General features: G+C 57.4%; 13 protein-coding genes. 1 reads left to right on the top strand and 12 read right to left on the bottom strand.

Annotated elements, in window-relative coordinates:
* Positions 1 to 124 precede the first annotated feature (124 nt).
* The 9 genes from SADFL11_RS02325 to SADFL11_RS02285 form a co-directional block, all read right to left on the bottom strand.
* Positions 125 to 697, bottom strand: a complete 573-nt coding sequence (locus SADFL11_RS02325; RefSeq protein ID WP_134852874.1) for a sarcosine oxidase subunit gamma — start codon at positions 695 to 697, stop codon at positions 125 to 127.
* Complete coding sequence (locus SADFL11_RS02320) at positions 690 to 3,641, bottom strand: sarcosine oxidase subunit alpha family protein (RefSeq protein ID WP_040450752.1); 2,952 nt, start codon at positions 3,639 to 3,641, stop codon at positions 690 to 692. Before SADFL11_RS02320 ends, SADFL11_RS02325 begins: the two co-directional genes overlap by 8 nt.
* Complete coding sequence (locus tag SADFL11_RS02315; protein WP_008192720.1) at positions 3,638 to 3,934, bottom strand: sarcosine oxidase subunit delta; 297 nt, start codon at positions 3,932 to 3,934, stop codon at positions 3,638 to 3,640. The genes SADFL11_RS02320 and SADFL11_RS02315 overlap by 4 nt, the downstream gene beginning before the upstream one ends.
* An 11-nt stretch (positions 3,935 to 3,945) precedes the next feature.
* Complete coding sequence (locus tag SADFL11_RS02310; protein WP_008196600.1) at positions 3,946 to 5,217, bottom strand: sarcosine oxidase subunit beta family protein; 1,272 nt, start codon at positions 5,215 to 5,217, stop codon at positions 3,946 to 3,948.
* A gap of 39 nt (positions 5,218 to 5,256) precedes the next feature.
* Complete coding sequence (locus SADFL11_RS02305) at positions 5,257 to 6,663, bottom strand: Asp-tRNA(Asn)/Glu-tRNA(Gln) amidotransferase GatCAB subunit A (protein WP_008195724.1); 1,407 nt, start codon at positions 6,661 to 6,663, stop codon at positions 5,257 to 5,259.
* A 5-nt stretch (positions 6,664 to 6,668) separates the two neighbouring features.
* Positions 6,669 to 6,872: a hypothetical protein gene (locus SADFL11_RS02300; protein WP_008190971.1), complete on the bottom strand. Its 204-nt coding sequence runs from the start codon at positions 6,870 to 6,872 to the stop codon at positions 6,669 to 6,671.
* A 55-nt stretch (positions 6,873 to 6,927) separates the two neighbouring features.
* Positions 6,928 to 8,079 carry a M24 family metallopeptidase gene (locus SADFL11_RS02295; RefSeq protein ID WP_008194304.1) on the bottom strand — a complete coding sequence of 384 codons (1,152 nt, stop codon included), beginning with the start codon at positions 8,077 to 8,079 and terminating at the stop codon, positions 6,928 to 6,930.
* Positions 8,080 to 8,122: 43 nt separating this feature from the next.
* Positions 8,123 to 9,280 carry a M24 family metallopeptidase gene (locus SADFL11_RS02290; protein ID WP_008196929.1) on the bottom strand — a complete coding sequence of 386 codons (1,158 nt, stop codon included), beginning with the start codon at positions 9,278 to 9,280 and terminating at the stop codon, positions 8,123 to 8,125.
* 261 nt (positions 9,281 to 9,541) lie between these two features.
* Complete coding sequence (locus tag SADFL11_RS02285) at positions 9,542 to 10,243, bottom strand: GntR family transcriptional regulator (RefSeq protein WP_008191347.1); 702 nt, start codon at positions 10,241 to 10,243, stop codon at positions 9,542 to 9,544.
* A gap of 331 nt (positions 10,244 to 10,574) precedes the next feature.
* Between SADFL11_RS02285 and SADFL11_RS25685 the strand changes: the two genes are divergently transcribed.
* Positions 10,575 to 10,697: a hypothetical protein gene (locus SADFL11_RS25685; protein WP_008193955.1), complete on the top strand. Its 123-nt coding sequence runs from the start codon at positions 10,575 to 10,577 to the stop codon at positions 10,695 to 10,697.
* Positions 10,698 to 10,793: 96 nt separating this feature from the next.
* On the opposite strand, the gene SADFL11_RS02280 is transcribed toward SADFL11_RS25685, so the two are convergent.
* Genes SADFL11_RS02280 through SADFL11_RS02270 form a run of 3 tightly spaced genes read right to left on the bottom strand, consistent with a single transcriptional unit; the run spans position 10,794 to position 14,480 of the window.
* Positions 10,794 to 12,446 (bottom strand): ABC transporter ATP-binding protein, encoded by a 1,653-nt coding sequence (locus SADFL11_RS02280; protein ID WP_040450753.1) that lies wholly within the window; start codon positions 12,444 to 12,446, stop codon positions 10,794 to 10,796.
* A gap of 2 nt (positions 12,447 to 12,448) precedes the next feature.
* A complete protein-coding gene (locus tag SADFL11_RS02275) occupies positions 12,449 to 13,513 on the bottom strand; it encodes an ABC transporter permease (RefSeq protein ID WP_008192668.1) in 1,065 nt (354 codons plus the stop codon).
* A 10-nt stretch (positions 13,514 to 13,523) separates the two neighbouring features.
* Complete coding sequence (locus tag SADFL11_RS02270) at positions 13,524 to 14,480, bottom strand: ABC transporter permease (protein WP_008194311.1); 957 nt, start codon at positions 14,478 to 14,480, stop codon at positions 13,524 to 13,526.
* Between the last annotated feature and the right edge of the window lie 158 nt (positions 14,481 to 14,638).

Raw genomic sequence — 14,638 nt, 5'->3', positions numbered from 1 at the left:
TCTCAAGTGCCTGGGTTACGCGTTTTTCAGAAATAGAATCCGATCACCCGGTGTAGATCAAACATAGGCAGGCCGCGCTCATCCATCGAAAAAGACCGCACCGGATCGTTCCAGCTTTGCCGCATCAGATGACTTCATAACCATATTGGGCGGCGCTGTCCGTCAACTGTTCCCAGAGCGAAATCGCGAAGCTGCGTGGCAGCAACAGATTGAACCCGTGCTCATCACGCCAAAGCGTGATCCCAATATGGTGAAAGGCGCTGGACGCCACGGATCCCGTCGGAAATGCGGTGTCAGACAAATTGACCGGCAGGAAGTTGTTCAACAAATGGGTTGCGTTGGGGCCGTTTAAATTCATCCAAGTTCTCGACGATGACAGGTCGAGAACCACCCCATCTTCGATCGCCAGGGATATGCGGTTTTGACGGTCATCCCTGCTGATCAGCCACCACTTTAGCGGTTCGATCCGCAAGAGCGTTCCCTTTGCCCCCTGTGCCATCATTCCCGGGCCAGGCGCGGTTTCGGTGCCCGCCAAACGAGCGGCCTTTGCCCCGGCTGGCTTCCAGGTTTCAGGCCAGGCAGCAATCTGGAGCAGCGAAAACCTTGTCACTTCGGAGAAGGTTACGCCAATCCCATCGCTTGTTCCGACCTTGCCAAGCGGCAGCTGGCCCTTCAAAGCGGATCTCCACTCAGCCATGCATTCTTTCTCCAGTGGGATCGAACATGTGCGGGGACACAATTTCTACATCAACGTTTCCTGTGCGAACCGGATCGGCGGCGACCACTGTCTTGTCTTTCCAGGCTTCGGCCCCGCCCGTGATGTAGCCGATACCGATCCAGTGCCCCAGCGCAGGCGAATGGGTTACACCCGTAATCCAACCCGTGCCGAAGCCGGATACTTCGTCGGCATCACAAAGGACAGCTCCGCCCTTGAACGTCTGGCTGCGGTCTTTTGGAAAAATCCCGACCAGCTGCGGACGATCTTCGCGCATCAACTCCGGCCTTTGACGCAAGGCACTGCCGATGAAAGGCTTTTTTGTGGACGCCATCTTGCCGAGACCGGCATCATCAATGGTTACGCGGCCATCCAGTTCGGCACCGGTGACGTGGCCTTTTTCAATGCGCAACGTGCCCAGCGCCTCCAGGCCATAAAGGCAGCCGCTGCGGGCTTCCGCAGCTGGCCATAGAAGATCCATCATCGCTTCACCGTAACCGGCTTGCAAATAAAGCTCGTAGGCCAGTTCCCCCGAAAAACTTATCCGTGCGATCAAGGCCTCAACGCCACCTGACAGCATAACCCTTGAAACGCCCATGAACGGCAGCGCTTCATTGGAAATGTCCGCGCCTTGCTCCAGGCAGGCGGCAATCGTCTCGCGGGATTTCGGTCCGGAAACAGAGACACCCGCCCATTGATCGGAGACGGAGCTGACATGCACCTTCAGATCGGGCCAGCGGGTTTGCAGCAGCTCTTCGAACCAGACCATCACCTTGCCGGCGTTGGTTGTCGTGGTCGTCGTCAGGAATTCGGTGTCCGCCAGCCGCCACGTTGTGCCGTCGTCCATGACCATCCCGTCATCCCGCAGCATAATGCCGTAGCGGGCTTTACCCACTGACAGCTTGGCAAAGCCGTTGCTGTACACCCGGTTCAGAAATTCGGCAGCATCCGGCCCTTGAACCGCGATCTTGCCGAGTGAACTCACATCACAAATGCCGACAGTCTTGCGGACAGTGGCGGCCTCGCGGACATACGCCTCCTCAATGCCCTCTCCGTCACGTGCAAAGTACCAGGGCCGGTGCCAGAGCCCAGCCTCGGTCATGGTCGCTCCATGGCGCAAATTCCAGTCATGGAGCGGGGTCCGACGCAGCGGTTTGAAGTGTGCTGCCACGTTCCGGCCCGCCAGCGCGCCAATGGCGACCGGGGTATAGGGCGGGCGAAAGCGGGTCGTACCGACGTCCGGAATGTCCTTTCCCAACGCATCGGCCATCAGTGCCAACCCGAGGACGTTGCCCATCTTGCCCTGGTCGGTTGCCATCCCGAGGGTGGTATAGCGCTTGAGGTGTTCGACGGAGACAAACCCTTCCTGCTGTGCCAAGCGGACATCGTCGCCGGTGACGTCGTGCTGGAAATCGACAAAGGCCTTGGTCTGCTGGTTAGGAAGACGGACCTCGTACAGCGGCCGGATAGGTGTTTTCCAACCACCCGGCTGTAAGGATTTTTCATTTTCGTTGATGGCTTGGCGCGCGGCTCGTTCACCCGACACCTCGCAATCCTTTCGGTCCCAGATGCCTGCCGAAGACCCTGCATGGAAGATAGGTTCACTTGTTATCCCAGGAAGAAAACAGGCTTGCTCCGCATTCCAGATCGGCTTCGCCCCGCGATGGGAGGAGAGATTCACAACCGGGGACCAACCGCCGGACACAAGGAGCAGATCGCAGGCCTCTTCTCCCGCGGGCGCCCAGGAACCATTCGTATGTTTGGCAAGGTCCACGCCTTCAACGCCAGAGCGGCCCAACACTTTCATGGGAGCCACGCCATTCCGGATCGTGACTCCATTCGGGAGGTCTATATCAATTTCGTCGCGGTTGTCGGCGACGATCACTTCCGCACCTGCAGCGGCCAGCTCCGCGGCTGCCGCGTAGACACTGTCATTTGTGGTGGAAATGACGATTTTCTGCCCAGGCAGGATGCCATAGCGGTTCAAGTAACTCCTGGCAGCGGCTGCCGTCATGACACCGGGGCGGTCATTGTTTTCAAAGGCGATGGAGCGTTCCAGCGCTCCGGTCGCCAGGATCGTTGCCCCCGCCCGCACAGTCCAGAACCGTTGGCGCGGCAATTCAGGATCGGGGTTGGCCAGATGATCTGTCACCTTCTCCAGAAGGCCTGCGACGCCGTCATCATACAAACCAAAAGCGGTCGTTCGGGTCATCACCCGAACTCCGGCACCCTTGACTGCATTGACACGCTCCAACCGGTGCTTCTCGGCGCCGGGGTCATTCAGGTAGTCACCGCCAAGCTCGAAGTCCTGCTCCACCAGCAAAACGTCGCGCCCCGCTTGTACAGCAGTTAATGCAGCCTGAAGGCCTGCCGGGCCCGATCCGACGACCAAAACATCACAAAATGCATGGACATGATCATAACAATCCGGATCCGGTTCGCGGGAGGCGGCGCCCATGCCAGCAGCTTTGCGGATCAGCTTTTCATACTGCATCCAGAGACCTGTTCCATGTCCCCATTCAAAGGGAGGCAAGCCCATGAAAGTTTTGTAGTAGAACCCGGCGGCGAAGAACCTGGAAAACAATCCGTTCACTGCCCCAAGATCAAAACGGACATTCGGCCAGGCATTTTGGCCGCTGGCGCACAATCCGTCGTACAGCTCCTGCACCGTTGCTCGGACGTTCGGCTCCCGGAGAGCGCCTTCTCCCACGGTGACGATAGCCCCGGATTCCTCAACGCCCGCCGACATGATCCCACGCGGACGGTGATACTTGAAACTGCGACCGAGAACGCGTTCGCCATTTGCCATCAAGGCGGAAGCGAGCGTATCCCCGGCATAGCCGGACAGTGTGTTCCCGTCCCAGGTGAAGTCCACTGGCGCAGACCGGTCGATACGGCCGCCTTTAGCCAGACGATACGCCGTCATTCCCCAGCCTCCTGATCGGTTTCAAACATTGCGGCAAGGCCCGGATGCGCCGGACGCACACTGTGGATCTCGTGGGTCAAGGTATCTCGCTCGATCAGGAGCCACATCCGGCAACCGTGAACATGCTGCCAGGTTTCCAGCTGCACACCGCAGATATTGTCCCGCAGGAAAACAGCGTCGTGCCAGGCTTCCTTGGGCGCATCAAGCGCCGGATACTCGATGGAACCGTCGCCGCCATAGGTGAATTCACTGTGATCACGTCGGCCGCAAAAGGGACAAGGGATTCTGATCATCGGGAGCCTCGTTATCCGTGCAGCTTCGGATCGGGACCGGAGCCCCGTTCATCGATCTGCAGGCCGCGTTCAAAGCGTTTCAGATCAAAGTTTCTGATCTGCTCGTGCGGGCGGTCGTTGGCGATCAGGTCGGCAAAATACCACCCTGACGCCGGGGTTGCCTTGAAGCCGCCGTAGTTCCAGCCCGCGTTCAGGTAGAGATTGGTGAGCGGCGTCTTGCAGATGAAGTGTGTACCGTCCATGGACATGTCGACCAGTCCAGACCAGTGCCGCAACAGTTTCACACGGCCCAGACAGGGCAGAATCGACATGGCGGCTTCCGAGACGTCCTGAACAATCGGCAGGTTGCCCCGCTGGGCGTACGACTTGTACCAGTCCAGATCGCCACCAAAGACCATGCCGCCCTTGTCCGATTGCGAGATGTAGAAATGGGCGCCACCAATCCCGAACACCACGACCTGGTCCAGCAACGGTTTTAAAGGTTCGGAGACAAAAGCCTGCAGCTTGTGAGATTCGATCGGCAGCTTGCCCAAGCCCGCCATGCTCCACAATCGTGAGGTGCTTCCGGCGACCGCGAAGGCCACCTTGCCTGCACGGATCGAACCGCGTGAGGTCTCAAGCGTGCTGACGCTGTCGCCGTCGCGTGTGATCCCCTGAACTTCGCACTGTTGAATTATATCCACGCCGCGCGCATCGGCACCTCTGGCATACCCCCACGCAACCGCATCGTGGCGTGCCGTGCCCGCGCGCTTTTGCACCGCAGCGCCCATGATCGGAAAACGCGCGGTCTTGGAGTAATTCAAATGCGGTACGGCGCGCTTCAGTGTTGGAAGGTCCCAGATCTCGGCATCCGGCGTCCCGGTCAGGCGCATCGTATTGTAGTTTCGGGCAGCCGCATCGATGGCACCGGGGCTGTGCAGAAGCGCAATATGGGAACGCTGACTGAACATCACATTGTAGTTCAGCTCGTGAGAGAGGTTTTCCCAAAGCTTCAGTGAATGCTCGTAGAATTCGCGGTTCCCGGGCCGGGCGTAATTTGAGCGTACGATGGTGGTGTTGCGTCCTGCGTTACCGCCGCCAAGCCAGCCTTTTTCCAGGACAGCAATGTTTTTGAGGCCATGATTGGCGGCCAGGTAGTAGGCAGTTGCCAGCCCATGCAAGCCGCCGCCGACAATGACGATGTCGTAATACGGCTTCGGTTCCGGGTCGCGCCACTGGCGCCCCCAGCCCTTTTGACCAGTGACCCCGTTCCAAAACACACTCCAGGCAGAAAATCGCGTCATTGTAGTTTCCAGATCCTCGGCATGAATTTTGTTGGCATGTCAGCTATCCACCTTCGGCAAGGGGATCGAAAAGGCATCATGCTGTTCAATCACGTGCGCGACACGGAAAAGGCTCTTTTCGTCGAAGTACCGGCCGACCAGCTGCAAGCCTATCGGCAATCCTTCAGAATGCAGGCCGCAAGGCATGGTCAGGGCCGGATGTCCGGTCATGTTGAAGAACGTTGTGAACCGTGTGATCGCATTGCCTATAGCCTCATCAACGCCGTCGCGGGTGACCATTACCGTGCCGATTTTCTGGGCGATTTCTGGTGTTGCCGGTGTCAGGATCAGGTCGACGTCGTCAAACAGCGCCGTGGTCTGCTGGCGGTAGCGTTCGATAAACCGCTTGGCTTTTACATAGTGTTCAGCGAGCAAACACTGTCCGAGCGCCAATCCGGCTCTGAAGTCCTTGCCATAAAGTTCGCCTCGCTCCTGAAGGTGCGCGGAATGCGCGCTCAAGGCTTCCGGCAACTGTACCGTCAGCGACACTGTGCGGGTGTGCTCCATATCCGGAAAGGTGATGGGCACCAGTTCGGCTCCCTGCGCCACCAGGAACGCCTTGACCCGCTCCAAGGTCTCCAGAATTTCCGGATCGCTCCGCTCAAAGAAGAAATTGGCTGGAATACCTATCCGAAGCCCCGAAATGTCTTGCCCCAGCGCTTCCGGATAGTTCTCCCCAGGGAGATTGACCGACGCGGGATCTTGCGGATCATGACCAGCGACAAGACCGAGGATGTCGGCGCAATCAGCAATCGTGCGGGTCATCAGGCCGACATGGTCCAACGTCCAGCAATAAGGGACAATGCCACTTGTCGGGACACGGCCGATGGTCGGCTTCAATCCCACCAGTCCGTTGAGAACCGCAGGCGCACGCACCGAACCGCCCGTATCGGTGCCAAGGGCCGCCGGGACGAGGCCGAAGGCAATGGCTGCAGCCGATCCGCTGGAGGATCCACCTGCGAGCCGGGTCGTGTCATATGCGTTGACACAGGTTCCATAGACCTCGTTTTCGCCGGTCGCCCCATAAGCGAATTCGTGAAGATTGGTCTTGCCGAGGTTCAACGCCCCAGCATTGCGCAGGCACGCCACCGCATAGGCATCCTCCGCCGCGATCCGGTCGTGAAAAACCCGAGACCCTGCCGTTGTCAGCACGTCTTTGACGTCGAACAGGTCCTTACACGCGTAGGGAATGCCTGCTATGGGCGATTTTGCAAGATCCTCGCGCGAGAGCGAAGCTGCCTCAGCAGCTGCCGCATCCTCCGTCACTGTAATGAAGGCCCTGGACACACCGTTGTACCGCGAAATACGGCCAGCAAACATCGCAACCAGTTCGCCAGGCGTGATCTCGCCGGCATCCATCAAGGCCTTGAGCGACCGGATATCCTGGAAAGCGATGGTGTCGGACATGCACGTTATCGCTTCTGCACGGAGAGCGCCGGAGGGGTCGCACCCAGATCGACCTGGCGCAGGACCTCCAGATCCTCAAGCACCTCCTGAAACCCCGTAATGATACCGAGCTTCGGATCGACCAGTTCGTCGAGTTCGGCTTCTGTCCAATCGTGACTGGCCATTTGATCACATATCCCGGTCAACGTCGGCTTTTGAAGCGGTTTCATTTCTGCTTTCTCACTTGTCTGGCACAGGCATTTTCGCCCGAGTTTCGGCGAAGGGTCAGCGGATCATCAGGGTCTCCGGTGTCTTATTAGTCAGGATCTCCGCACCGTTTTCGGTGAGCAGAACGGTGTTGGATATGAAGTAGTCCACGACACCGGTGTTGGTGAACCAACTGTGCGCGTGGAACACCATGCCGGCTTCCAGGATCCGCTCCGACCCCGGGAAGAGGGATGTGACCATTGATCCGCCGGTCCAGCTGGGCGGAAAGCCGATCCCGACCAAATAGCCGCAATGGTGCCGTTCGTAGTCATGCAGGCCCGCAGAAGCGGCGACTTCACGCCATGCCGCATACGCATCACCTGCCTTACCACCGGGCTTCAAAGCTGCGCAGATGGCCTGCATGCCCTTAATGGCAAGCTCCGCAGACTTCTCGGCACCCGCTGGTGCGCTGCCGACATAAACCAGCCGTCCCATGGGGGCCTGATACTTGCGATAGGCCGCGCAGGTTTCCAAGAACACTGCATCACCCCGGTGAAACACGTCGCCGCGCCAGGTCGTATGCTCTTCACCCAGGCGGGTGGTCGGCCGGATGAACGGACCGAAACCCGGATATTCACTGCCCTCCAGGATCATCCGATTGTGATAGGCCGCTGCGATTTCATAGTCGCTGGCCCCGTCCCGGACGGTCTCTATAGCGGCGAGAGTCCCGAGATCAGCGGCACGGGCGGCCTTGCGGGTGTAGTCCATCTCCAAAGGCGATTGCACCTGCCGCAGATTATCAACGATGCCGGACGCATCGACCCAGTCGGCATCACCTTCCTGGATCCGCTCCGCGTGGCGTGGCGTTAGAAACAGGCTGCGCTTTTCAATCCCGACCCTGCCGCCCTTCAACCCGAGATCGGCCATGGCTTTTAGGACATAATCCGAAAGTTCCTCATGATCCTTGTGACCGTAAAAGGCTGCGTTGCGCACCTGATTATCGACTGTGATCTGCTCCATTGCACGGCAGACCAAGGCCATCTCGCCGTTGCGGTTGACCACCAACACATGGGCGGCAAAAAAACCCCAATGGTCCAGACCTGTCAGCCAATAGATGCTTTCAGGCACAGAAATGAGTATGCCGTCCAATCCGTTGACGGACAAAGCCGCGCAGGCTCGGGCGACACGCCGGGCGAGTTCTTCTTGCGGAAACGGATGACGAATGGACATTGAAACACTTCCCTGACCGCCGCCCTAAAGGAGCTATGGCATTTCAATGGTGGCTCAACAGGATTTGGCGGGGATAGTCCGTGATGTAGTCAGATCCTGTCTCAGAAACGACAATCGAGTCGCCGATGCGGCCCGCGGTCACGCCGTCGACCGAAATTCCCCCGTCGACAGCAAATGTCATGCCGGGCTGCAGGACGGTTTTGTCTCCCTCCTTCAGTTCCGGCGCTTCCAGGTAGGCTACGCCAATGGACCGCCCGGTCCGGTATCCTGTCTGGTATCCGCGCTCGCGGTAAACTTCGTTGGCCGCTGCAGCCACGTCTTCGGCCAAAACGCCCGGACGAATGGCTGCGATCGCCGCCTGTTGAGCCGCAATCGCCGCCTCTTGAACATCGCGCGCCTGATCGGTGATGTCGCCGATATGGAACATCCGATCAAAACCGAGCTTGTACTGCTTGAACTGCGCCATATTGCAGAAACAGAAATAGACAGGATCGTATTTCTGGTAGGCTCGAACATTGGCACGCCGGTGCACCATGGACGTTTCGGTACCACTCTGCAGGATCTGCAGATTGTGGATCATGGGTGACACGAACCGATCCCAGCCGCGGTCGGTCAGGAACCCTGCGGCTTTGCGCGACCCTGCCTCGATTACGGCGAGTGCCGATTCATATTCACGCGCTCCTTCACGAAGGGAGTCATGCGCAGCCGCCATCATGGCACCAGCGATCTGCCCGGCTTCCTTCATGATGCCGATCTCAAACGGTGTCTTGATCGTGCGCTGCGCGCCGAGAACCGGTGAAATATCCTTTAACGGCACGCCGGGATATGTGTCGTCGAGATGATTGCGGACAACCGCCGGAATTGAGTTCCGTTCGATCCATATTTCATTTGGTTCGGCGCCAATAGCTCCGGCCAAGGCCCGCCCCCAGGTGCGCTGACCGATGTCCTCCCAGACCTGAATATCTTCGACCCAGGTCATTGCAGAGACCATTTCGCTCTCCATGAGCGGTGTGATCACTGTCGGCGCGTCGTTGGCACGCACGACCAGCAACGTCGGACGGCCGAATTCAATCCCGAGATAGCCCCAGAACCCGGCAAGGTAGGCAATCGAACTCTCATCCGTGAAGACGGCAAGTTCGATCCCGTCATCGCGCATACGCTGCTGAAGGTTCGCGGTTGTCTGTTTGGCGTGTTCCAGCATTCAGATTTCCTTGGTTTTGACCGCGCAATGCAGCCTGACGCAGGAGATCAGATCACTCGACCTCTCCATTAAAAGGAGATCATAATTGGTATACCTTTACAAGAGAATCTTTATCTTAGAAGCAACTTTCGCTCGATTTTGCTGATATCAAACTCATATGGTATACCAATAAAGCTCGGGCTGACGAGGTAACCTGTTTGTGAAACATGACTTGGAGACGTTGGGAAAGTTCGGTTTTGGTGAGCTAGCCAAATTTGCCGTTTAGCGGCCTTGCAGGTCTTCCAAGTGAAGATCCGGAAAGTCCTCAATTTTTGTGATCCGGGCCATAACAAGGGAAAGATGGACTTTCCGTGTCGTCACTGCGGCCGGGATATCCCCTGCCTCCAGGCATCTGGCAATTAACCGGACTTCGTCCAACATATCCTGCACCTCGGTGTCCCAATCCAGGCGCGACAACAACAAAAACCAGTAACGTGCTGACTGATAGAAGAGCGTATCGGAGAAATCGCGTAGGATTTCGTTGATCGTCAGAAGCTGAATGGCATCGTGTAGCCGGATGCTGACCGCGCCAAAGGCTCTTTTGTCCTGCCGCCCAAAAAGAGCGGCCGTATCACTGGCAAGACTGTTGAGCTCCTCGTGCAATCCGACCGCGATTTGCGGGGTTGGCATATCCGCAATACTTTCCGCAAGTTTGATCCTGAGGGCGTAGATCTCCCGCATTTCGTTCAGGTCAATCGAGGTCACGATCGTTCCGCGGCCATGCTGACTGGAAATGAGACCGACATATTCCAGTCGTTGCAACACGGCGCGCATAGGTGTCCTGCTAACGCTGAACTCCTCGGCCAACAAGCGTTCGTTCAGACTGTCGCCGGGCTGATAGTCCAGCAGACAAATACGCCTGCGCAACGTCTCAAAGATCGTTTTCTTGTCTGGTGTTGGGGAATGCGCCAAAAGTGGTTCCATCAAATCTCAGAACTGATAGGCCGTAAGTGCGCAACTGCATCATTGCGCACTGGATGATAATCTCAGAGCTGGTTCGGCAATGCCGCCGCCGATCACCCACGCACTTCATATATAACAACAATCCGCGCCCTGCCGTGCTATTTCTGCGCATGATGATCTCAATAGGGCGGACTTACACCCGCATGGCTCTGCGCAGGACGCATTTCCGGACACATCTGCTATGCAGAAATATGGGTGAGATTCATGGATTGGGACATTGAATTCTTAACTTCTGTCGACTAAATGTGCCGAAAGTTCAAGTTAAGGCACACGGGTGGAATCGGAGACGAGCATGACCCGGGATGATCTCATTCGCGAATACAGGCAACACAGCGGCTCTTGGCAGGCCGTGGTCGGTGTTTATGCGCTGCTCGTCGGTGCGATGGTGCTGTCCGGCTACATGATGGTCAGCTGACCGGGAAACTGCGAGCCTGCGCCATAATTTATTTGATACCCCGGAGCAAAGCTGCTCCGGGGTATTTCCGTTTAAGCTTGCCGGTTTTCACGCCGGTCAGACATTGGCCGCTTCACCGATAGCATCCGTTCCGCGCTCGTCTAGCAGAGTGGTCAGCCAATTCGGGTCCATTTCCGGAACCGACGACAAGAGCAGATCCGTGTAGGGATGGTGCGGTGGCGTGAACATTTCGTCTTTCGGACCCTGTTCGACTACCTTGCCCCTCTGCATGACCACCACCTCGTCAGCAATCGACCGGACTGTCGCCAGGTCATGCGTGATGAACATGTAAGCGAGGTTGAATTCCTGCTGCAGCCGGTCAAGCAGCTTAAGGATCCCTTCGGCAACAAGCTGGTCAAGCGCGCTGGTCACCTCATCGCAGATAATGAATTTGGGATCGGCCGCAAGAGCCCGGGCGATACCCACCCGCTGCTTCTGGCCGCCTGACAATTCGGGCGGATAGCGATTGTAGAATTTGGCCGGGTCGAGTTCGATCAGGTCGAGAAGTTCATCAACGCGGCTTTTGAGTGCTGTGCCGTGAAGACCACTGTAGAACTGTGCAGGACGCCCGATAATGTCGCAAATTCGGATTTTCGGATTCAAGGCCGTATCCGCCATCTGATAAATCATCTGGGCTTGGCGAAGCTGTTCTTTCGAGCGGTCCTGATAGCGCGGCGGCAACGCTTCGCCATTGAACAGAATTTGTCCCTTGGTCGGGGGCAAAAGGCCGGTGATACAGCGGGCCGTCGTTGATTTGCCCGAGCCAGACTCACCCACAACGGCGACGGTCATGCCGGGATAGATGTCAAACGACACGTCGTCCAGAACCTTGGTCTTTCCATAAGCTGCGTCAATGCCCTGAACCGATATGACCGGGATGGCGTCGGCACCCGCTGGACGCTGTTTTTGGGGTCGCTTGAAACTGCGCACGGCCCAAAGGCTCTTGGTGTAGTCCTCCTTGGGCGAATCCAGCATTTGCGCGGTGGGCGCTTCCTCGACTTCCTCACCCTTTAGGAGCACCTTGATGGTGTCTGCCATTTGCGCCACAACGGCCAGATCGTGGGTGATGTAGATCGCAGCGGTGTTGAACTGATCAACAATGTCGCGGATCGCCGCCAGAACCTCGATCTGCGTGGTCACATCCAGCGCAGTTGTTGGTTCGTCAAAAATGATCAGGTCCGGCCGGCACGCCATGGCCATGGCCGTCATGGCCCGTTGCAATTGGCCACCGGATACCTGATGCGGATACCGGAACCCGATTTCGTCGGGATTTGGCAGACGCAGCCGCTCGTAAAGCTGCATTGCATCTTCCTGCGCCTCAACCCGTTTCTGGATCCGGTACTGGATCGGCGCTTCCGTGTGCTGGTCAATAATTTTATGAGACGGGTTGAAGGACGCTGCCGCAGACTGGGCCACATAGGCAATCCGTGACCCGCGCAGGGCGCGCAGGGCAGATTCCGGTGTGGTGGTCAGCTCCATACCGTCGAATTCAATCGATCCGCCGGAGATCCGGCAGCCGTCCCGGGCAAAGCCCATCGAGGCGAGGCCAATGGTGGACTTGCCAGCCCCAGATTCGCCGATGAGACCAAGGACTTCACCCTTGTGAAGGGTCAGATCCACCCCATGGACAATCTCAAGCCATTTTTCGTCGGAATAGCCTTCTATGCGAAGGTCCTTGATTTCCAGAAGTACGTCTTTCTTGGGAACCACGATCAAACCTCCTTCAGACCAGAGGACCGGAACAGCATCCAGTCGACGACAAAGTTGACCGCAACCGTTAGCAGCGCAATCGCGGCCGCCGGAATTAGCGGAGTCAGTTCACCGAAGGAAATCAGGGTCGCGTTCTCACGCACCATAGATCCCCAGTCAGCGGTTGGTGGTTGAATGCCCAGGCCGAGGAAAGAGAGACCAGCGATCAGAAGGAACACGAAGCAGAATTCCAGGCCGAATTCGGCAATCAGCGGCGCCGTCGAGTTGGGCAGGATCTCCTTGCGGATCAAGTACCAGTTACCTTCTCCCCTGAGCTTTGCCGCCTCGATGTAATCCATCACCACCACGTTCCCGGCAACGGCCCGCGTCAGCCGGAAAACCCGCGGCGAATAGATGACCGCAACGACAATGACGATAACAATCAGGTTGGTGCCAAAGATACTCAGCATCAAGAGCGCGAAAACCAGCGACGGCACCGACATGATGACATCGGCAAAGCGGCCCATGAACTGATCGAACCAGCCGCCTTTGGTCGCGGCCATAAGTCCGGCAAAGGCACCCATGACGAACGCCAGTGTTGTTGCAACCAGCGCCAATCCGACGGAGTTTCGCGCACCGTAGATGATGCGGCTAAACATATCACGCCCCAACTGGTCGGCTCCCAAAAGCATGTTTTCGTCCGCAGGCGCGAAAGCCGACGAAATGATTTCCGCCTCGCCGAACGGCGCAATGACTGGCGCGAAAATCCCTGCAATCGCATAGGTGAAGATTACGAACATGCCGAAAGCAGCAGTCAGCGGAGCCGTTCTCAGCTCCTTGGCAACACCTTCGGGTGCGATGATGATAAGAAACTCCCGGAAGGCATAGGATGTCCCGGCCGCCAAGGCCAAAATCCCGGCGGCTATGGTGACAAACCGCAGAGCGCCGACCCCACCGATGATCCCCATCACGAAAGATACCAGGGTCAGGGAGAAAATCAGCAGGAACAGCTCGCGTTTCTTGAAATACGCCGCCAGGCAGGACCCGCCGATCAGCAGCGCATAGTAAGCAATAACAAATGTACTCATTTCGCTGCCCTCACTTCGGATGCCGCAAACGCGGATTGGTCAGGATTGCTCCCACATCGGCTGCCAGGTTGAGCAGGATGAAGGTTGCAGCGAAAATCAGACAACATGCCTGAACAATGGGGAAGTCGCGTTTGGCCACCGCGTCCACCAGCAGCTGACCGATCCCGGGATAGACAAAAACGACCTCGACCAGAACAACACCGGTTATGAGGTAGGCAAGGTTGAGTGCCACGACGTTGATGATCGGTGCCCAAGCATTTGGCAACGCATGTTTCACGATAATTTTCCAGGGCGGGACACCCTTTAACCGTGCCATCTCGATGTAGGGTGAGGCGAGCAGGTTGATAATTGCCGCCCGGGTCATCCGCATCATGTGTGCAGTGACCACAAGCACCAGCGTCAACGCCGGCAGGAAAGTGCGATGTAACAATTCGCCGAAGGTCATGTCGGGGCTAATGCTTGCAATTGCAGGGAAATACTGGGTTTTTACCGCCAGATACAGGATCAGAATATATCCGAGGAAGAATTCTGGAGAAGAAATCGAGGTCAGCGTCGCGACATTCGCAACCCGGTCGAACAGGGTATTGCGCAGCAAGGCAACGATCACTCCGAGAATTATGGAGATCGGCACGGCGATAACGGCTGCATAGGTCGCCAGGAAAAGAGTGTTCACAAACCTTTCGCCGATTGCGTCCCCAACGCTGACGCCGGATACCAGCGAGACACCAAAGTCGCCCGTCAAAGCGCCGCCAAGCCATTGGAAATAGCGAAAGATGGCCGGTTGATCGAGGCCAAGCTTATCGCGAAGCGCTGCAACGGTTTCGGGCGTTGCCCCCTGACCCAAAACGGCCTGTGCGATATCGCCAGGTAGCAGCTCGACCGCGAAGAATATCAGGATTGAAACCACGAGAAGCGTGACCAAACCTAAGCCAAGTCTCTTTAGGACCAGCTGTAGGATGTCCCCCATTTGTCCCTCCAGAACAGGAAGCCCGGACCTCAAATAAAGTGTCCGGACGGCAGTCAGGCGCCCCTTGTCAGCGTTATTATCTCTGCTTTGGCAGAAGGCCCCGACGCGACAGCAACATGAACCGAACTGATTTCGGGTCTATGTCATAAACGGGGCGG

The organism is Roseibium alexandrii DFL-11 (assembly GCF_000158095.2).
In the GTDB taxonomy this organism is placed as follows: domain Bacteria; phylum Pseudomonadota; class Alphaproteobacteria; order Rhizobiales; family Stappiaceae; genus Roseibium; species Roseibium alexandrii.
This window is presented reverse-complemented; position numbering and strand designations above follow the sequence as displayed.